This is a genomic window from Albibacterium bauzanense, assembly GCF_004339765.1.
Lineage (GTDB): Bacteria > Bacteroidota > Bacteroidia > Sphingobacteriales > Sphingobacteriaceae > Albibacterium > Albibacterium bauzanense.
The window spans coordinates 132,062-152,317 of record NZ_SMGO01000003.1; the positions used below are offsets into that span (position 1 = coordinate 132,062).

14 protein-coding genes are annotated in these 20,256 nt (G+C 38.6%); 10 read left to right on the forward strand and 4 right to left on the reverse strand.

The window, feature by feature from the left end:
• Positions 1-6 precede the first annotated feature (6 nt).
• The 6 genes from C8N28_RS11915 to C8N28_RS11940 all read left to right on the forward strand — a co-directional run bounded on the left by C8N28_RS11915 (position 7) and on the right by C8N28_RS11940 (position 9,278).
• A complete protein-coding gene (locus C8N28_RS11915) occupies positions 7-1,143 on the forward strand; it encodes an efflux RND transporter periplasmic adaptor subunit (protein WP_132225211.1) in 1,137 nt (378 codons plus the stop codon).
• A 22-nt stretch (positions 1,144-1,165) separates the two neighbouring features.
• On the forward strand, positions 1,166-4,330 hold the full coding sequence (locus tag C8N28_RS11920; RefSeq protein WP_132225213.1) for an efflux RND transporter permease subunit: 3,165 nt from the start codon (positions 1,166-1,168) through the stop codon (positions 4,328-4,330).
• A gap of 146 nt (positions 4,331-4,476) precedes the next feature.
• Entirely contained in the window at positions 4,477-5,298 is an 822-nt protein-coding gene (locus tag C8N28_RS11925; RefSeq protein ID WP_132225215.1) for a universal stress protein, read from the forward strand.
• A 56-nt stretch (positions 5,299-5,354) separates the two neighbouring features.
• On the forward strand, positions 5,355-7,922 hold the full coding sequence (locus C8N28_RS11930) for a DUF5686 and carboxypeptidase-like regulatory domain-containing protein (protein ID WP_132225217.1): 2,568 nt from the start codon (positions 5,355-5,357) through the stop codon (positions 7,920-7,922).
• A gap of 251 nt (positions 7,923-8,173) precedes the next feature.
• On the forward strand, positions 8,174-8,791 hold the full coding sequence (locus tag C8N28_RS11935) for an outer membrane beta-barrel protein (protein WP_132225219.1): 618 nt from the start codon (positions 8,174-8,176) through the stop codon (positions 8,789-8,791).
• Between the two features lie 130 nt (positions 8,792-8,921).
• Positions 8,922-9,278 carry a DUF488 domain-containing protein gene (locus tag C8N28_RS11940; RefSeq protein WP_132225812.1) on the forward strand — a complete coding sequence of 119 codons (357 nt, stop codon included), beginning with the start codon at positions 8,922-8,924 and terminating at the stop codon, positions 9,276-9,278.
• On the opposite strand, the gene pgl is transcribed toward C8N28_RS11940, so the two are convergent.
• The 4 genes from pgl to C8N28_RS11960 form a co-directional block, all read right to left on the reverse strand.
• Positions 9,255-9,986: a 6-phosphogluconolactonase gene (pgl, locus tag C8N28_RS11945; protein WP_132225221.1), complete on the reverse strand. Its 732-nt coding sequence runs from the start codon at positions 9,984-9,986 to the stop codon at positions 9,255-9,257. The two genes, C8N28_RS11940 and pgl, sit on opposite strands and share 24 nt — an antisense overlap.
• 236 nt (positions 9,987-10,222) lie before the next feature.
• Positions 10,223-11,737 (reverse strand): glucose-6-phosphate dehydrogenase, encoded by a 1,515-nt coding sequence (zwf, locus tag C8N28_RS11950; RefSeq protein ID WP_132225223.1) that lies wholly within the window; start codon positions 11,735-11,737, stop codon positions 10,223-10,225.
• Between the two features lie 29 nt (positions 11,738-11,766).
• A complete protein-coding gene (gene gndA / locus C8N28_RS11955) occupies positions 11,767-13,197 on the reverse strand; it encodes an NADP-dependent phosphogluconate dehydrogenase (protein ID WP_132225225.1) in 1,431 nt (476 codons plus the stop codon).
• Positions 13,197-13,823, reverse strand: coding sequence for an HAD family hydrolase (locus tag C8N28_RS11960; protein WP_132225227.1), 627 nt, complete (start codon positions 13,821-13,823; stop codon positions 13,197-13,199). Before C8N28_RS11960 ends, gndA begins: the two co-directional genes overlap by 1 nt.
• Positions 13,824-13,933: 110 nt before the next feature.
• On the opposite strand from C8N28_RS11960, the gene C8N28_RS11965 reads away from it, so the two are divergent.
• From C8N28_RS11965 to C8N28_RS11980, 4 genes are all read left to right on the forward strand, one after another.
• Positions 13,934-14,950 carry a class I fructose-bisphosphate aldolase gene (locus C8N28_RS11965; protein WP_132225229.1) on the forward strand — a complete coding sequence of 339 codons (1,017 nt, stop codon included), beginning with the start codon at positions 13,934-13,936 and terminating at the stop codon, positions 14,948-14,950.
• A gap of 65 nt (positions 14,951-15,015) precedes the next feature.
• A complete protein-coding gene (gene tkt / locus C8N28_RS11970; protein ID WP_221410235.1) occupies positions 15,016-17,022 on the forward strand; it encodes a transketolase in 2,007 nt (668 codons plus the stop codon).
• On the forward strand, positions 17,019-17,480 hold the full coding sequence (rpiB, locus tag C8N28_RS11975) for a ribose 5-phosphate isomerase B (protein WP_132225233.1): 462 nt from the start codon (positions 17,019-17,021) through the stop codon (positions 17,478-17,480). Before tkt ends, rpiB begins: the two co-directional genes overlap by 4 nt.
• A complete protein-coding gene (locus C8N28_RS11980; protein ID WP_132225235.1) occupies positions 17,481-20,249 on the forward strand; it encodes a bifunctional transaldolase/phosoglucose isomerase in 2,769 nt (922 codons plus the stop codon).
• The last annotated feature ends 7 nt before the right edge of the window (positions 20,250-20,256 follow it).

A 20,256-nucleotide genomic window follows, 5' to 3' on the forward strand; every position in this document is an offset into this window, starting at 1 on the left:
ATAGCAATGAATCTCAACTCAATAAAATCAGGTTTTACAATATTAACAGGTTCTATACTTCTTGCAGCTTGCGGAGGTTCAGAACAACAGGCTCAACAAACTGCTCCTCCTCCAACAGCTGTTTCTACTTACACCGTTGAAAAGGAAAATGTAACAACAACCGATGAATATCCCGGAGTTGTAGTTGCTTTAAATGAAGTTGAGCTTCGTGCAGAAGTTGGTGGTTACATTACAGCTATCTATGTTAAAGATGGTCAAAAAGTAACAAAAGGGCAACGTCTATATGAGATTGATCGCACCAATTATCAGGCGGCTTACAACTCTGCTAAAGCAAATTTAGAAGTTGCACTAGCTAATAAAGCCAAAGCAGAAAAAGATGCTCAACGCTATACAGCTTTGGCAGAAAAAGAAGCGATTGCTAAACAACGTGTCGACTATGCTTTAACAGACCTAGCAAATGCATCTTCACAAGTAGCAGCCGCTCAAGCTAGCCTTGCAACAGCACAAGCTAATTTAAATCGTTCGATAATCACATCTCCTTTAACAGGAACGATCGGGATTTCGCAGGTAAAATTAGGTGCTCTTGTTAGTCCGGGAACAACATTATTAAATACTGTATCAACAGATAATCCAATGGCAGTTGATATATCCGTTAATCAGAAAGATATACAACGATTCTTAGAGTTGCAGAAAAACCCGGCTCAAAGCATCAGCGATTCTATCTTTAGCATCGAGCAAAATGGCATTTCGTATTCACTAAATGGCAGCATTGTTGCTATCGACAGAGCTGTTGATCCAGGTACAGGAACTATTAAAGTAAGGATCAGCTATCCAAATCCTTCCGGCATTTTAGTCTCAGGAATGACTTGCAATGTGAAGGTTTTAAACAAATCAAGCGTTCCTCAAATAGTTATACCGCATAAAGCAGTAACCGAACAACTCGGCAAATACTCTGTATTTGTGGTGGGCGACAGCAGTAAAGTGGAGCAGCGGATTATACAAACGGGAAGTACAGTTCAAGACCAAATTGTAGTTACAGAAGGTTTAAATGAAGGGGAAGTAATTGTTTCTGAAGGAACCATGAAACTCCGTCCGGGTGCAACCATTCAAGTTACACCAGATACTGCAGCTGCAACAAACTAGTCTTATTTAATTCACAAAGAATATGATATCAGAAATTTTTATCAGACGACCGGCCATGGCCATCGTTATCTCTATACTAATTGTCTTGGTTGGTACCATCGTTTTAACAGGTCTGCCAATCAGTCAATACCCAACTATTGCTCCTCCTACTGTTACAGTATCAGCGACCTATACAGGTGCCGATGCTCAAACCGTAGAACAAACAGTTACCACACCTATTGAAAGTCAGATCAACGGTACGCCGGGAATGAAATACATAAGTTCCTCAAGTACTGCCGATGGCCGTTCAACCATTACAGTAACTTTTGAAGTAGGAACCGACATTGATATTGCAGCACTGGATGTTCAGAATAGAGTAGGAATTGCAGAACCTTCCTTGCCAGAACCTGTAAGGCGTCTGGGTGTTACAACCAAAAAGGCCAATACAGATATGCTAATGGTACTGGGTCTGGTTTCTCCAAATGGAACTTACGACGAACAGTTTCTTGCAAATTATGTAAACATCTATGTAAAAGATGCGATGCTGCGTGTTCCCGGAGTTGGGGATGTAATGGCATTCGGACAGCCTTTTAGTATGCGTATTTGGATGGATGCAACCAAAATGGCAAGTCTTGGAATTACGCCGGCACAGGTAACAGCAGCCGTTCAAGAGCAAAATACACGTATTCCAGGAGGTAGCGTAGGTGGCGCCCCACAACAGAGCAACCAAACCTTCGAATATTCTGTAATCTTAGATGGTGCTCTTAGTACCGAAGAAGAGTTCAGAGAAATTATCGTAAAAACTAATCCAGACGGATCAGCAGTTTATTTAAAAGACATTGCTCGTGTAGAATTAGGTCAATTTGCCTATAACATTGCTGCTAAAGTAAACGGAAAAACATCTGCCATGATGGGTATCTATCAAACCCCGGGAGGTAATGCTGTTGAAACTGCCGATGGTATCTACAAAGCACTTGACGAATTAAAAGCTTCATTTCCAAATGATATAGATTATGTAATTGGTTACGAAACCGTATCGGTAGTAAACGCCTCCATCAATTCGGTTGTTAAAACTCTTATTGAAGCCATACTTTTGGTTACTCTGGTAGTATTTATCTTCCTTCAAAGCTGGAGAGCAACTTTAATTCCGGTTTTAGCTATTCCGGTATCTATTATTGGTACGTTTATCTTCTTTACTCTACTGGGCTTCTCAATTAACGTTCTAACCATGTTTGGTTTCGTACTGGCAATTGGTATCGTGGTAGATGATGCCATCGTCGTCGTAGAGGCCGTCCAGCATTACATTGATCAGGGTTTCTCACCTAAAAAGGCAACGAAAAAGGCCATGAAGGATATCTCTGCTCCGGTAATAGCAATTGCTTTAATACTAGCAGCCGTATTTATACCAGTGGGCTTTATCCCCGGAATGGTAGGTCAATTATACCAACAGTTTGCAATTACAATCGCAATCTCAGTATTGATCTCTGCATTCGTGGCTCTTTCTTTAACACCTGCTCTTTGTGCACTTTTACTAAGACCAACTACCTTAAATAAAGAATCGAAGGGATTAAGCGGAATGTTCTATAAGTTTAACACCTGGTTTGCCAGAGTTACTTCTAAATATTCAGAGAATGTTAGGTGGTGTTTAAAAAGATCGCCATTGGTAATTGTATTCCTAATCTGTATCTATGTAGGCACACTCGCTTTATTTGCAGCAAAACCTTCTGGATTTATTCCTTCTGAAGATGCAGGTATATTTATTATTGGTGCTTCACTTCCCGAAAACTCGTCGACCGTTCGTACGCAAGCTTTCGTTGATCGTGTATCCGAAACTATTCGTGAAAAGAACCCTGAAATAGAAAACGTAACTTCCATCACAGGTATCAACCTGTTAAGTGGTGCATTTGTATCAAATGCAGCAACATTCTTTGTTCAGTTAAAACCATGGGAACAAAGAGAAAGAGGAGTCGTTGATATAATAACCAACGTCTCTCAAGAGTTCGCAAACGACAAAGACGGAAGCGTTCAAGCTGTACAACCCCCTCCTATTCCCGGATTAGGTATAAGTGGTGGTTTTACCTTAGAAATTCAAGAACACCAGGCTGGCGATATCAATAACTTTGCAGGTGTTATAGGTCAATTCCTGGGTGCTGCTAATCAAAGACCTGAAATTGGCATGGCTTATACACTTTTCAATCCAAGAACACCTAGTTACCGGGTAAGCGTAAACCGCGATCAGGTTAAGAAAATGGGTGTATCGATTGGTAGCGTATATAGCACCATCGCCTCTAATTTCGGTAGTAGCTATATCAATGACTTTACCCGGTACGGACGTAACTTCAGAGTGGTAGCACAAGCCGATACGAATTATAGAAGTTCTATTGAAAGCTTAAACAACCTGTATGTTCCAAATATATCAGGTACAGAAGTGCCTTTGAATACCATGGTTTCTTATAAAAAAGAAGAAAATCCGGCTATTATAAATCACTTCAACCTATTTAGGTCCATACAAGTAGGTGGAGCAGCAATGCCTGGCTATAGTAGTGGCGACGCTTTAACTGCTTTAGAAGAAACAGCCGCTCAGGTATTGCCTGATGGTTATAGCTATACTTTCTCAGGTCTGAGTAATCAGGAGAAAGAATCAGGAGATGCAACAGCTAGTATTTTCACATTGATCATCGTGGTAGTATTTCTATTATTGGTTGCTCTTTATGAAAGCTGGTCAGTACCTTTCTCAATCTTACTAAGTGTTCCATTAGGTTTATTCGGAGCTATATTGGCACTCACGTTCTTGCCATATCTGGATAATAACATCTATGCACAAGTCGGGTTAATTACGCTGATCGGACTATCTGCAAAAAATGCAATCCTGATCGTTGAGTTTGCAAAAGAACGTGTTGATATGGGAATGGAAATAATTGCAGCAACAATCGAAGCAGTAAAACTTAGGTTAAGACCGATCGTGATGACATCTCTTGCATTCATCTTAGGTGTTATTCCTTTAATTTTCTCTTCAGGAGCCAGTGCAATTTCACGTCAAACCATCGGTTGGACAGTAGCATCAGGTATGACTGTAGCCACCATATTAGCAATATTTGTAGTACCGGTTCTGTTTGTAGTAATAACAAGAATAGCTTATGGCAAGAAGAAACTTGCTGAACTTCAGGCAAACTACAATCCGGAAGACCACAAAGACATGCTGCATTAATTTATATCCATGAAAACTATCATGAGTTTACATAATTCACAAAAAAGAAAAATAAACGCTCATGATAGTTTCATCACCTTTAAAAACAACTGCGTAGCACTCATTAATTCAATTAAAAGTGAATAGCGCATTAATAATTTATTCTGATGAAAACTTTAATTGTTGCGACAGACTTTTCGAAAGAGGCTGAAAATGCTGTGGAATTTGCTGGAGCAGCTGCACAATATACGCAGACCAAGGTTGTTTTGTTTAATTCATTTAACATTCCCTTGCATGCGTCCAACGCTCGCTTACCGGCAACGGTATTCAAAGAACTTCTTGACAATAATAGTTTGATGTTAAAGAAGAGAGCCTTAGAACTTTCTGAAAAATACTCAATAGAAGTTGAATATGATTCAAGCTTTTTAGAGCTAAATGATGAATTGGAAAATCTGTTTTTAAAGTTCGATGCTGAAATGGTTATTATGGGTACTGCTGCTTATTCATTAGAGCAGGAACTTTTTGGTAACTCTACAACGTCTGCAATCATGAAACAAAAGTTTCCGGTACTTGCCGTGCCAATGGGAGTTAAATTTAAAGCCATTAAGAAAATACTATATGCCTGCGATGTATTGAGAGGAATCAATGTCCGGATTTTAAATACGATTAAAGAGTATGCCAAATTAACGGATGCTGAAGTCGAAATATTTCACGTTCAGAATAATTTAAGAAAACTTGAAAATAATGTAACAGAATCCGAAAATTCTTCTCAAATAAGCGAAGGTTTAGAAGGTATTTCACACTCTTATAAGAACATACAATCAGAAATGATAATTGAAGAGATAAAGAAGGAAGTAAAACGTACTCAGGCAGATTTACTTATTATGGTTCCACAACGATATGGCTTTTGGCAATCGCTTGTTCATAAAAGTAAAACCCGGGTAATGGCATCTCAAAGCGAGATCCCCCTTCTCTCAATTCCTATATGATATAATAAATCAATATACTTGCAGAATTTTTAAGCAAGGTTAAGCATAAATATGCAATGACAAAGTCAATAATATTCAAATCCATTACTTTCATCTGTTTCGTTCTTCTACAAACTGGTTTTGTTTTTGGACAGACCACCAGTGTACGAGGAATAATTACAGACCTCGTAACAGGTGAAACACTTCCCTATGTTACTGTAACAGTGCCTGGTACAACCATCGGCACTTCTGCAGATGATGATGGTCGCTATACAATTAAACTATCAGGAAGCCAAACTAAGCTAAAATTCAATTTTATCGGCTATCTTCCGGTCGAAGTAGACGTTAAACCAGGCATAGATCAGGTTATTAACATCGAAATGGATGTTAATGAAGATATGCTGGATGCTGTAGTAATTACAGGAAAAAGAGGAAGATATAGAAACCGCGATAATCCGGCTGTTGAATTGATCAAAAAGGTAATTGAGCATAAAGCCGAGAACCAAATGGGCGCTCATGAATACGTTCAATACGAACAATATGAAAAGATCACCTTTGCTCTAAGCAATCTAAGCGAAAAATTTAAGAACAAAAAGATCTTTCAAAACTATCAATTCCTCTTCAACGAACAGGATTCAACCGACATGGGAGGAAGAATTACACTTCCGGCCTATATGGAAGAGAAACTATCAAACGTATATTATAGAGGAGACCCGGAAAAGAAGAAACAATATGTACTAGCGAATAAAAAGGCTGAGTTTGATCCAAGATTTATTGATAACGACGGACTATCTGCTTATTTTAACCGTCTGTATGAAGATATCAATATCTACGACAACAATATTTCTATTGCAACCAACCTATTATTGAGTCCAATAGCAAATAATTCGCCTACTTTCTATAAGTTCTTTATTACCGATACCATCAAAACCAATGATCCATGGCTGGTGGAACTAAGCTTTATTCCACGTAATAAAGCAGATCTGTTATTTGAAGGAAAATTATACATCACTTTAGAAGGCAATTATGCAGTAGAAGGTGCTTACTTAACTGTTAATAACGATATCAACCTTAATTTTATGCGCGGCTTAGAGGCCGATCTTGAATTCGACAAGAATGATGATGGTCGCTACTCTTTAAGCAAAAGTACACTCGCAATGGAATTCGCCATTACAGAAAAAGGTGGAGGAATGTACGGCGAGCGTACTGTCGACTATCAAAACTATGTTTTCGGCAAGCCGCAGCCCGACAGTATTTATTCAGGCCCGGCAGAAGTAATCGCTTATAATGTAGAAGAAAAGAAAGATGAAAATTACTGGAATGACATCCGCCCTCTCCCATTAAGTGCTGACGAAGTTTCCATCTATAGAAATGTCGATACGCTTCAAACCATCAAATCTTTCAGGCGGTTTATGGATATCAGCACCCTGGTTTTAGCGGGCTATAAGAGTTTCGGCAAGTTTGAAATGGGACCAGCTAACACTTTTTATAGCTTTAACCCGGTAGAAGGTTTCAGATTACGCATAGGAGGAAGAACAACTCCTGAGTTTAATAAACGTTTCTATGCAGAAACCTATGCGGCTTATGGCTTCAGAGATGAAAAATGGAAATACTTTTTAAGCGGTACTTACTCATTCAATAAGAGATCTATCTACAAGTTTCCAGGCAATTACCTGCGAGCAAGTTTCCAGCGTGATACAAAAATACCCGGACAAGAATTACGCTTTGTTCAGGAAGATAACTTCCTGTTATCCTTTAAACGTGGTGATAACCAGCGTTGGCTTTATAACGATATCTATCGTTTAGAATACGTTCGCGAGTTTGAAAACCATTTATCATTTAATGCCGGATTTACCAAATGGAAACAAACCCCGGCTGGGATCTTAACGTACCAACGGTTAAATACTGCAGGCAACAGCGTTAATGTAGAATCACTAAATACCAGCGAGTTAAACTTCCAGATACGTTATGCACCAAATGAGCAGTACTATCAAGGAAAACTGTACCGCACACCTATCTTTAATAAATACCCCATCTTTACATTAAATTATGATATGGGTATGAAGGGATTCTTGGACGGTGAATATAACTATCACAAATTAAGTGGAAGCATTTTCAAACGTATATACTTATCGCAATTGGGTTATGCAGATGTAACTGCTGAAGGAGGCTATATCTTTGGAAAGAATATTCCTTTCCCTTTATTAACCATACACCGTGCAAACCAAACTTATGCATATCAGCTCAACTCTTATAACCTGATGAACTTCATGGAATTTATGAGTGATAAATATGCTGCCATCGATGTTCAGTATTATATGAATGGCTTTTTATTCAACAAGATACCTTTGATCAAAAAACTAAAACTCAGAGAGGTTTTCAGCTTTAAATCACTGTGGGGTAGCTTAAGAAATGAGAACAACCCAACATACAATACAAACAATAATTTATTCTTGTTTCCATTAGATGAGAACGGCATGCCAATCTCTTATACACTTAACAAAGAGCCTTATATTGAAGGTAGTGTAGGGATCGCCAACATCTTCAAACTCTTCCGGGTAGATCTGGTAAAAAGATTCTCTTACCTGGATAATCCGGGCGTTTCTGAGTGGGGAGTAAGAGCTCGTTTCAAATTAGACTTTTAAGACAAAACAGACTTGAATAATAACAATAGGCCTAACACTCTTTTAATAAGAATGTTAGGCCTATTGTTATTATAACGCGAATTGTCATTGAATTCTCAACTTATCAAGATAAGTCATATTGACCAATCTAACCGATAATCCACCCTTGTATACCCTCCCATTTAGCAGGATATTTGTTCTAATCAAAAGGCAAAAAATGTATTGCCGATGAGATAATTTCAATTATTTAAAAACACATAACAACAAAAAAAATGAAAAAGATTTTCTTATCAATTGCACTATTAGGAGGTATCGTTTTAACATCTCAAGCACAAACAGACAAAGGTCAATTTATCGTAGGTGGTAATGTACAATATAGCACTTCCAAATCAGATGCAGATAATGCAAAAGCATCACACAGTTTTTCAATCGTTCCAAATGTTGGTTATTTCGTAGATAATAACATAGCAGTCGGTACTGGCATAGGATACCAATCAGCAAAATCTGCTAACCCTGGTAATTATGGCAAAAGAGAAGCTTTTGTAATCTCTCCTTTCGGTCGTTACTATGTTCCTGTTGCTGAAAAATTCAAATTCTTCGGACAACTTTCTGTACCAATGGCATTTGGAACTACAAAAGCAACGGATGCTGACTTAGAAGTTGGTGATAAAACAGGATCATCTACTTCCATCGGAGTAGCTTTATCTCCTGGTTTTGCTTACTATCCAAGCAAGAAAATTGGAATTGAGTTTGCATTAAACGGTGCATCTTATAACCACTACACATTGGAAGATGCTGATGGAAATGAAATCAAAGGACAAGGTTCAGAAGATTTCTCTATCGGAACTGACTTCTTCTCTCCTAGCATCGGAATCCAATTCCATTTCTAAGAGATAATTACTTTCAATTATAGCAGAAGCCACCTTGATCATTCAGGGTGGCTTCTCTTATTAAGAAAGGATGAGCAAGCCTTTAAACAAAAAGTTACGTACCTTGTTATTCAAGAAACATCAAATAAAAATGACCGTTAAGATCAAAAGGGTCTACGAAAAACCTGATAAAGAAGATGGTGTACGCATATTGGTAGACCGACTATGGCCCAGAGGGCTGACAAAAGAAAAAGCAGGTGCTGACCTGTGGCTAAAAGACATTGCGCCCAGCACCGAGCTTCGTAAATGGTTCGACCATGACCCTGAAAAATGGGGAGAGTTTAAAAAACGTTACTTATCTGAACTTCAAGAAAATAAAGATGCCGTATCACAACTGAAAGAGCAGATCAGGAAGCATCCGGTTACGCTCCTTTACGGTGCCAAAGATGAAGAACACAATGAAGCACTGGTTCTAAAAACCTATTTAGCCAATGATCTTACTCGCTGAATCTTTATCCAAAAACCAGGAAGTTTGGTTATCCTGACGGATTAACTGAGCCGGGTATTTTTCAGTATCGCGAACTTCACCAAAAATAGTTTCAACAGCTGCTGCTTTATCTTTTCCGTATACTAAAAAGGCAATGCGTTTTGCCTGATTAATCAAAGCTGCTGTTAAAGTGATGCGATCAGTATTTAGCTTATCAACAAAAACCGACTTTACAGAAGCTTCCTTCTCCTTCAAAACAGTTGTATAAGGAAACAACGATGCTGTATGTGAATCATCACCCAGACCCAATAAAATTAAATCGAAATGAATAGGTTTTTTTGTAAATTGTTTCTTAATGGTTTCCATGTAAGCCTCCGCAGCTTTATCCGGAGCTAACGATGTATCTATAGCGTGTATATGAGCTTCTGGAACCAATAGAGGCTCAAACAATGCCTTTCTCGCCATCAACGCATTGTTTTGTGGATCATTTGCAGGGACATTACGTTCATCTCCAAAAAAGAAATGTACCTTACTCCAGTCCAGCTTATTCCGATATGCCGGAGACGCCAGCAATTCGTATAGCTTCTTAGGTGAACTACCTCCCGAGAGCACTACATTAAAATGGCCATTATCTTCAACTGCTTCATTCCCGATCTCAACAAATGAATCAGCCAATGAGAAAAGAAGATTATCAACAGTTTCAAAAACTTTCAAATTCGGTTTATTCATGATTATGCATTTAATAAAATATCAATTAAAAAGCCAAGTTCTAACAATCTAACAAAGTTAAAGAATTAAAGATACTTTATTTTAATCAAACAGTGGTCAAACAGTGGTCAAACAGTGGTTGAACAGTGGTTGAACAGTCCTCAAGCAGTGGTAAATTGACTGCTTAAGGACTGTTTAAATACTATTTATTCACAGTTTGGCTCATATAAAGCTTAAACTAAGATGAAATAAGTTAATTATTCGTTATCAAATGGCAGAGTAAACCAGTGGAAACCATCTTGAGCAATCAAAGCTTCAGCAAGCTCTGGCCCCCAAGAACCAGCTTGGTAATTCGGGAAACTGAGGCTTTTACGGTTACCCCATGCATTCAAGATTGGCATCAACAATTCCCAGGCAGCTTCAACCTGATCACCACGCATAAACAAGGTTTGATCGCCTTCCATGATATCAGTCAACAGCGTTTCGTAGGCTTCAGGCTCACCGTGTTTGTAGGTTCCTTTGTAATTGAAAAGCATATCTACTGTATTAAGAACCATATCCAATCCAGGTCTCTTAACCTGTAATTGCAAACGGATGCTCATTTCGGGCTGAATGCTGATAACCAAGCGGTTTTGTTGCCAATTGTCGGTAACTTGAGTTGGGAAAACGCAATGTGGAACATCTTTAAACTGGATAATAATGGTCGAAGTATTTTGATGCATCCGTTTTCCAGACCGTACATAAAACGGTACGCCTTGCCAGCGCCAGTTGTCTACAAAAAATTTAACTGCAGCAAAGGTTTCTGTATTAGATTGCGGATCAACCCCTTTTTCTTTGCGATAACCTTCTACATCTTCGCCTTCAAGCCATCCTTTTGCATATTGTCCTCTTACAACATACTTCTGAACATCATCTGGCTCAAACTTACGCATGGCATGCAATACATCCACCTTACGGTTTCGTATTTCATCGGCCTCAAAGTTAATAGGAGTTTCCATCGCAACCAAACAAAGTAATTGCAACAGGTGGTTTTGGATCATATCTCTCATCGCACCTGCGCCTTCATAATAGCCTCCGCGGTTTTCAACTCCTAATTGTTCAGTAACTGAAATTTGCACATGCTCTATGTAATTGCGATTCCAGATAGGCTCTAAAATAGAGTTTGCAAAGCGGAAAGCCATGATATTCTGTACGGGCTCTTTTCCCAAATAATGGTCGATGCGGTAGATTTGCTCTTCCTGAAATAAAGTCGACAATAAAACATTTAAATCTTTTGCCGATTCAAGGTCATGTCCAAATGGTTTTTCGATAACTACTCTACTAGTCTTAGGATCGGTCGCTAAATTGTTTTCAGCAAGCTTAGACGCAATAATCGGGAAAAAGCGAGGTGCTACTGCAAGGTAATAAATTACTCTTGCTTTACTTTTATGCTTTGTTTCAAACGCTTCAATGAAATCGGCAAATGATTTATAACTGGCATTATCTTGCACATCAGAGCTTTGATACGAGATGTGTTGTGCAAATTCTTTCCAAAGTGTTTTATCTGCTTTTCCATTTCTAGAAAACTGATTTACTCCTTCAAGCATTTTGCCTTGAAATTCTTCATCCGTCATTTTAGCTCTTGCATTTCCAATAATTGCAAAATTATGCGGCATGAATTTATCTACAAATAGATTGTAAAGTGCTGGTGCTAATTTCCGCCAGGCTAAGTCGCCTGTTGCACCGAAAATAATGAAAATAGTAGGTTGTTCGTGAACAATTTTTGAAGCCATGAGCTATTATTAATATTTAACGTGTTTTATTATTTTTCTTCCCAATTAGTATGATAAGTTCCTTCGCTACCTATAAGCTCATAGGTATGTGCGCCGAAGAAATCTCGTTGTGCTTGTATAAGGTTATCTGGCATAGTTTCACTCCGTAAAGTATCAAAGTAGCTTAAGGAAGCTGCGTAAGCCGGCATGGCGATGCCTTGTTCTGCAGCTTTCGATACTACGGAACGAATATATGGCAAACTTTCCTGAATAAAAGATTCTATTTGGCTGTCAAGCAGCAAATGTGGTAAAGTTGGTTGTTTTTGAAAAGCCTTATAGATTGCGTCTAAGAAATGAGCACGGATAATGCATCCTCCCCGCCATATTTTAGCAATCTTAGCCAGATCTAATCCATAAGCGTACTCTTCTGATGCCTGCATCAATAAATGCATGCCTTGGGCATAGGTAATAATCATGCTGAAATAAAAGGCCTCTTCTAGCTTTGCGATAAATGCCTGCTGATCTTCAGATTGTAACCCGTTGGATTCATCCTTTGAATAAATGGCTGCAGCCTGAATTCTCAATTCTTTATATCTTGATAAATCACGCATGGCTACAGCGGTATCGATCACCGTTATAGGCAGCATTAAATCCATTGATATCTGCGAGGTCCATTTACCGGTTCCCTTTGCTTTTGCCTGATCTTTAATTAAATCTAAAAGTAGTTCACCTGTTTGTTTATCTTTAAAAGCAAAAATATCTCGTGTAATTTCTAACAGGTATGACTGTAATTTACCTTCATTCCATTCTTTAAAAACCTGATGGATCGCTTCATTATCTAACTTCAATCCTTTTTTCAAAACCTCGTAGGTTTCAGCAATTAATTGCATTAAGCCGTATTCAATGCCATTGTGCACCATTTTTACGAAATGACCTGATGCACCCGGACCAATATAGGTTACGCAGGGTTCGCCATTAACTTTAGCTGATATAGCTTCTAAAATTGGTTCAACTACTTTATAGGCTACTTTATCTCCTCCAGGCATCATGCTTGGGCCTCGGCGTGCGCCTTCTTCACCGCCTGATATACCCATTCCGAAGAAGTGAAAGCCTTTGCTTTCCAAATCCTCTACCCGGCGATTGGTGTCGGTAAAATGAGAGTTTCCTGAATCAATAATGATATCACCTTGATCTATTAAGGGTAATAATTCTTCAATAACACTATCAACGATCTTTCCGGCAGGTACAAGCATCATGATCGTTCTTGGACTTTTTAGGCTTGCAACGAAATCTTTGATAGTCGAAAAACCCTTTACCTTATTTCCAGCACCCTCTTCCTCTAATTGAGCAGCCTTCTGTGGGTCTAGGTCGAAACCTGCCACAGGGAATCCATGATCAGCCATATTGAGCAATAGGTTTCGACCCATTGTTCCCAGACCAATCATTCCTAATACATACTCTTTATTATCTGAATTACTCATTACTCATTGTGTGATTGTATTGTAAAACTATCGAAAATCTTCTTTGTCGACTCAAAATCCTGATGGTGAAAGCTATGAATGCCATGCTTTGCAGCTGCATTAACTAGCATGATCCGATCATCAAAATAAGCACATTCATGTGGCTGCATCTGCACAATACCTCTCGCTAATTTATACATCTCCGGGTCAGGTTTTCGCATGCCTACTTCGCATGAAGAAATAAAGCCGTCGAAACAACGATGCAATCCAAACTTCTCTATCCGATAATTATTCAATTCCTTTCCTTCATTATTCAGTGAAAAAACAGGGATCTTATATTTCGCTTTCCATTCAATTAACCACTGTAACATATTGGGTAACAGAACAGACTGAGAAAACATAAATTCTCTTACTTCCTCTTTATCAAAAGTTCTTGGATGGTTAAAAACTGTTGTTTCGATATATTCATCCAAAGAAATTTTGCCAATTTCATACAAATTAAAGACAAATTGATGTAATACTTCGAATTCTTTGTAATTAAGATTAAAATTTTGACAAAATACTGTTCTAGATTCATGCCCCCAAGCATTATTTAAGAGGACACCACCGACATCTAGGAAAATTACTCTTGGAGATAAAACATTCATGATATTCTAAGCATTTTCAAAACAATGTAAAGTATAAAATGTTTATAAAAAAGAAAATGTCCTAAATAAAAAGAAAAAGGAGATCGGGACTCCCCGCATTAATTAAATCAATGAAATCGAAAGAACTTACCGAAATAGCACTCGCCCTGGTTGCTAAAGATGGTGGCATTTTAGCAATGGACGAAAGCATTGCCAGTTGTAATAAACTCTTTGCTAAATTAAATATACCGCAGACTGAAGAATACCGTCGGGCTTACCGCCAATTACTAATTACTACACCTGGCTTAGCACGTTTCATTAACGGTGCAATCTTAAGTGATGAAACCATTCATCAACAAACAGAAGATCATATACCTTTCACAGAAATATTATCGAAAGCAGAAATCTTAGTGGGTATCAAAGTAGATTTGGGTACTATAGATTTACCTGGTTTTCCCGGTGAAAAAATCACTGAAGGGTTAGATGGATTGGGAGAACGCATGGCTAACTATTATAACATGGGTGCTCGCTTTGCAAAATGGCGAGCTGTTATAACCATTGGCGAGAACATTCCAAGCTGGGGATGTATTGAAGCAAATGTTCACTTATTGGCTCGTTATGCTGCTATTTGTCAGGAATACGGTATTGTACCTATGGTAGAGCCAGAGGTATTAATGGAGGGCGATCATAGCATTGAAAAATGCAGGGAGGTTACAGCAAAAACCTTATATGCCTTGTTCAATGAACTTTACAAACAACGTGTTGATCTTCGCGGGTTGATCTTAAAACCGAATATGATTGTTCCGGGTGTAGATTCTCCGGTACAAAAAGACATAGAAACAGTTGCTGATTTTACTGTCAACTGCTTATTAGAATCTGTTCCGGCTGCTGTACCTGGTATTACCTTTTTATCGGGTGGACAATCGGGCAAATTAGCTTCCCAACATTTAAATGCAATGCATTCCAATTTCGGACCGCTGCTACCCTGGAAACTTAGCTTTTCTTATGGAAGGGCCCTTCAATACCCTGCAATAGAAATATGGGGCGGCAAAAAGGAAAACACCGAAGCCGCTCAACAGGCTTTGCTTCATCGCGCTTCTAATAATAGTGCGGCAAATCGGGGCGATTACAGCGAAAGTCTGGAATAGTTCAACAATAAAAACAATAAATAATTACAATTGTAATTTAAATAATGAATCTTAATAAAACTCTCATGAACATAAATGAAAAATGTGTTAATACCATCCGATGTTTAGCAATGGACGCAGTGCAAAAGGCAAATTCTGGCCATCCGGGAACACCCATGGCACTGGCTCCTGCAGCATTTGCATTGTGGATGAACCATCTTCGCTTTAATCCAACAAATCCACAATGGCTAAACAGAGATCGCTTTATTCTTTCAAACGGGCATGCATCGATGTTACAATATGCTATGCTACATTTATGTGGCTATGATATTTCACTCGATGATCTAAAGAATTTCAGGCAATGGGATAGCAAAACCCCGGGGCATCCTGAATTTAGACTAACTCCAGGAATAGAGACCACTACCGGGCCTTTAGGACAAGGAATTATGAATGCCGTTGGAATGGCCATGGCCGAAGCTCACCTTGCAGCAATTTATAATAAGGAAGAGAAAATAATTGATCATTTTACTTATGTGTTTTGCAGCGATGGAGACCTTATGGAAGGAGCATCTCATGAAGCAGCATCCATTGCTGGTCATTTGGGATTGGGAAAACTAATTTGTTTATACGATAATAATCACATTACGATTGAGGGAAATACTTCAATCAGCTATTCAGATGATGTAGCTAAACGCTTCGAGAGTTATCATTGGAATGTTCAGGAATTAACGGATGGCGGAAACAATATAGGGCTTATATCCAGCGCTTTTGAACATGCAAAGCAAGTAACGGATAAACCTTCAATCATTATTCTTAAGACGCATATTGGTTATGGATCGCCCAATAAACAAGATACGCCTGAAGCGCATGGATCTCCTTTGGGTGAAGACGAAATAAAGCTGGTTAAAAAGTTTTATGGCTGGCCTGAAGATGCAAAATTTCTTGTGCCGGATGATGTAAAGGCGCATATGGATACTCTGATAGATAAAGGACGACAATTGGAAAAAGAATGGAATAACTTGCGTGATAGCTACCAGGTAAAACATCCGGAACTTTATCAACAATTAAAAAACAGTATACGACAAGAGTTACCCGATGGATGGGATAAGCATTTACCTGTTTATTTACCGAAAGACGGCCCTAAAGCAACACGAGAAATTAACTCGAGCTTTATTAATGCAATCGCAGATGAAATACCCTGGCTGATTGGAGGTAGCGGTGATTTGGAACCTTCTACTTTAACCATGATTAAAAGTTCGGGATATTTTGAAAAAGGAAACTATGGAAATCGAAATATAGCTTGGGGAATCAGAGAGCATTTAATGTGTGCAGCGAGTTCCGGATTAGCCTTACATGGCGGTCTTCGGCCGTTTGCATCAACCTTCTTTATTTTTACAGATTATGCACGACCAGCTATACGCCTGGCCTGTATTATGAAGTTGCCGGTTATTTATGTGATGACACATGACTCAATCGGGCTCGGAGAAGATGGAACAACTCATCAGCCTGTCGAGCATTTGGCATCTCTCAGAGCCATGCCAAATATGTGTGTAATTCGTCCGGCAGATGCCAATGAAGCAATGATGGCATGGAAATATGCACTGGAAAAAACAGACGGTCCGACGCTGTTAGTGTTGACTCGACAAAAGTTGCCAATTTTTGACAGGAAGGTAGTTTCTAATGCTAATGGGGTATCGAAAGGTGCATATATTTTGTTGAAAGAGCAGGAAAATAAACTTGATGCTATTTTAATTTCAACAGGTTCTGAAGTTCAACTTATTCTGGAAGCGCAAAAAGAACTTCACAATCAGGGAATCAATGCCCGCATTGTTAGTATGCCAAGCTGGGAAATTTTCAGAAAGCAATCGCAGACTTATCAGGATTCAGTACTCGACCCTGTTTGTAAGTTACGCCTTGCGGTAGAAGCCGGCTCTGCACAAGGCTGGGAAGAATGGGTTGGCGAAGAGGGTGATGTAATTGGCATTTCAATATTTGGAGAGAGTGCGCCCGCTAAGGAATTATTTAAACATTATGGATTTACGGTTGAACATGTTGTTCAAAAAGTAAAGGAAATGACTAAAAAGAAATCATGAAAGTTGTTTTAAGTTCTGATCATGCGGGCTTTGCATACAAAGCTGTTTTAATAAAAATGCTAACCGAAGAAGGTTATTCTATTCAAGACTTAGGAGCTTATACTGAAATAGCTGAAGATGACTACCCTGATTATGCAGCCAAGGTTGCGGAAGCTCTTCAAAATAAAGAAGCTGAGCGAGGGATTCTAATTTGCGGAAGTGCTGTTGGAGTAAGTGTGGCGGCCAATAAATTTAAAGGAATAAGAGCGGCTGTTTGCCACGACACTTATTCTGCGCATCAATCTGTAGAGCATGATGATGCAAATATTCTATGCATAGGCCAACGTGTAGTTGGTATCGCCTTAGCGCAGGACATTATTCGTTCATTTCTGAATGCGAGATTCTCAGATGAGCCTCGTCATAAAAGAAGATTAGCGAAAATAACTGCTATAGAGGATATAAATATGAAGGAGAATTAAATGAAAAATACAGTTAGCTTGCTAGATTATGGACAGAGCTATTGGCTTGATAATTTAACAAGAGGAAAAATAATTAATGGTGAAATCAAGGAGAGAGTAACAGAACAGGGACTTCGAGGTATTACTTCCAATCCCAGTATTTTCAGTAAGGCATTTACCAGTGGCGATGAATACGACAACCAGATTGAAAAACTAGCTAAAGAAGGTAAAACCAGTCAGGAAATTTATGAAGCGCTGACTGTAAGCGACGTTCAGAATGCTTGCGATATATTATTACCCGTATTTGATGCATCAATGGGTACGGACGGTTTTGTTAGTTTAGAAGTCTCCCCTTATCTTGCAAGAGACACACAGGGCTCTATGATTGAGGCCAGAAGACTTTACCAAGCTGTTAACAGAGTTAACTGTTATATAAAAATTCCCGGCACAAGAGAAGGGGTACCAGCAATTGAGGAAATGCTTTACGAGGGAGTCAATATCAATATTACCCTTCTATTCTCTATAGAAAACTATGAAGCAGTGGCTCTGGCCTACCTAAGGGCGCTTAAAAGAAGATTGAAAGAAGGAAAGTCTTTATCGAACATTGTTTCTGTAGCTAGTTTTTTCCTAAGTAGAATTGATGTTCTTGTCGATCAGATCTTAAGTCATTATATCATCTCATCCGATAATCCGGACGCAGATTCGCGTCCTGATCTACTCATGGGTAAGGCAGGTATTGCCAGTGCAAAGTTAGCTTATAAACGCTTTAAAGAGATCTTTCAGGGTAAGGATTGGGAAGAACTCGTAGAAAAAGGGGCCAATATACAACGCGTTTTATGGGCAAGTACAAGTACGAAAAACAAACTTTATAAGGATGTTTTGTATGTTGATTCATTGATTGGCAAAGATACAGTTAACACGCTTCCAGAAGAAACAATAGAAGATTTCAACGATCATGGCAGTTTAAAAAAGGATGCTATTGAAGAAAATATTGAAGAGGCCTACCAGGTATTCGATCAACTAGAAAGAATGCATATTGATCTTAAGTTTGTAACTCAGCAACTTGAGAATGAAGGCATTCAAAAATTCATGGATTCTTACAATAGTCTTATAGAAGGCCTGGAGGTAAAAAGATTAAAAGCATTGGGAGATCATGTGCCTACACAAGAAATTGCTCTTGCTGGCTTGGATGCAAAACCTGTTTATGCTTCTTTAGATGAATTACATTTTGGCAAACGCTTGTTTAAACAGGATCCTAATCTGTGGAAAAAAGATAAAGAACAAATAAAAGAAATTAGTGAACGTTTGGGCTGGCTTAGTTTGCCGGAAGATTCGATGAAAAAGCTGGATGAATTGAATGCTTTTGCACAGCAGATAAAAACAGAAGGTTTTAAGCATGTGGTTTTATTGGGAATGGGAGGCAGCAGCCTTTGTTCTGAAGTTGTTAAAGAGAGTTTTGGAACTGCAGATGGCTATATGGAACTGATAGTTCTTGACAATGTAGATCCGATGGCGATTTTAGAAGTAGAGAAAAACATTGACATGGTTAAAACTCTTTTCATTGTGGCTTCAAAATCCGGTACTACAACGGAAACTTTAAGCTTCTGTAAATACTTTTTTGAAAAACTAAAAGCAACAGGAAAAGTAAAACCTGGCAATAACTTTATTGCCATTACAGATAATGAAACTGCCTTGGTTAAAACGGCCAAAGAATATAAATTCCGGAAGATCTTTGTCAATCCATCTGACTTGGGTGGTCGTTACTCTGTTTTATCCGATTTTGGCTTGGTACCTATGGCTTTAACGGGAATAGATATTGGAGCACTTCTTCAAAGTGCACAAAGAATGCAAACAAGCTGTAATCCTACGATTCCAGCTAATAAAAATGTCGGGATATCTTTGGGAACTATACTTGGATTGAGTTCAAAGGCTGGTCGTGATAAAGTAACTTTTGTACTCTCAAATTCTATTAAATCTTTCGGTTTATGGCTTGAGCAATTACTGGCTGAAAGTACAGGAAAAGAAGGTAAAGGTTTGATTCCAATTCAAGGAGAGAGTCTTGGTACGCCTGAGGTTTATGGAAAAGATCGAATATTTGTACATATCATATTAACCTCGGATGATAATTCAGAAGATACAAAGAAAATAAGCCTGCTTGAAAAAGCAGGACACCCGGTTATAAGGATTAGTCTGCATGACAAATTAGATTTGGGAGGAGAATTCTATCGTTGGGAAGTAGCTGTTGCCAGCGCAGGAATTGTAATGGGTATTAATCCGTTTGATCAACCCAATGTAGAAGAAAGTAAGGAGAATACTCGGAAACTACTTAAAATTCAAGTGTCAAAAGGCGATTTAAAAAACACGGCTCCTACAAGGGAAACAGAAGACATTCGGGGTTCTATCCATACATTTCTTTTGCAAGCCAAAGCAAACGACTACATCGCTATACTACCCTATTTTTTGTTAACAGAATCAAGAAAAGAGCTTTTACAATCGTGGAGAAAAAAAATAAGAGATAGCTTTAAAGTTGCTACTACTCTACTTGAAGGCCCACGTTATCTTCACTCTACCGGACAATTGCATAAAGGAGGCCCTGATTCAGGACTTTATATTCTGTTTACCGGAGAAAGTGAAGAAGATGTATTAATTCCGGATGAGGAATATAGTTTTGCAACGCTGGGTTTAGCTGAGGCTATAGGCGACCTTAAGTCTTTAAACGATAAAGGAAGACGTACAATCCATATTCAATTAGGAAAAAACATAGATAACAAGCTCATTAAGTTAGCTTAAATATTTA

Coding starts and splice junctions, on each gene's coding strand:
- C8N28_RS11965 (WP_132225229.1), top strand. CDS start 13,934: ATGAAATCGAAAGAACTTACCGAAATAGCACTCGCCCTGGTTGCTAAA.
- C8N28_RS11980 (WP_132225235.1), top strand. CDS start 17,481: ATGAAAAATACAGTTAGCTTGCTAGATTATGGACAGAGCTATTGGCTT.
- gndA (WP_132225225.1), bottom strand. CDS start 13,197: ATGAGTAATTCAGATAATAAAGAGTATGTATTAGGAATGATTGGTCTG.
- tkt (WP_221410235.1), top strand. CDS start 15,016: ATGAACATAAATGAAAAATGTGTTAATACCATCCGATGTTTAGCAATG.
- pgl (WP_132225221.1), bottom strand. CDS start 9,986: ATGAATAAACCGAATTTGAAAGTTTTTGAAACTGTTGATAATCTTCTT.
- C8N28_RS11925 (WP_132225215.1), top strand. CDS start 4,477: ATGAAAACTTTAATTGTTGCGACAGACTTTTCGAAAGAGGCTGAAAAT.
- C8N28_RS11940 (WP_132225812.1), top strand. CDS start 8,922: ATGACCGTTAAGATCAAAAGGGTCTACGAAAAACCTGATAAAGAAGAT.
- C8N28_RS11935 (WP_132225219.1), top strand. CDS start 8,174: ATGAAAAAGATTTTCTTATCAATTGCACTATTAGGAGGTATCGTTTTA.
- zwf (WP_132225223.1), bottom strand. CDS start 11,737: ATGGCTTCAAAAATTGTTCACGAACAACCTACTATTTTCATTATTTTC.
- C8N28_RS11915 (WP_132225211.1), top strand. CDS start 7: ATGAATCTCAACTCAATAAAATCAGGTTTTACAATATTAACAGGTTCT.
- rpiB (WP_132225233.1), top strand. CDS start 17,019: ATGAAAGTTGTTTTAAGTTCTGATCATGCGGGCTTTGCATACAAAGCT.
- C8N28_RS11920 (WP_132225213.1), top strand. CDS start 1,166: ATGATATCAGAAATTTTTATCAGACGACCGGCCATGGCCATCGTTATC.
- C8N28_RS11960 (WP_132225227.1), bottom strand. CDS start 13,823: ATGAATGTTTTATCTCCAAGAGTAATTTTCCTAGATGTCGGTGGTGTC.
- C8N28_RS11930 (WP_132225217.1), top strand. CDS start 5,355: ATGACAAAGTCAATAATATTCAAATCCATTACTTTCATCTGTTTCGTT.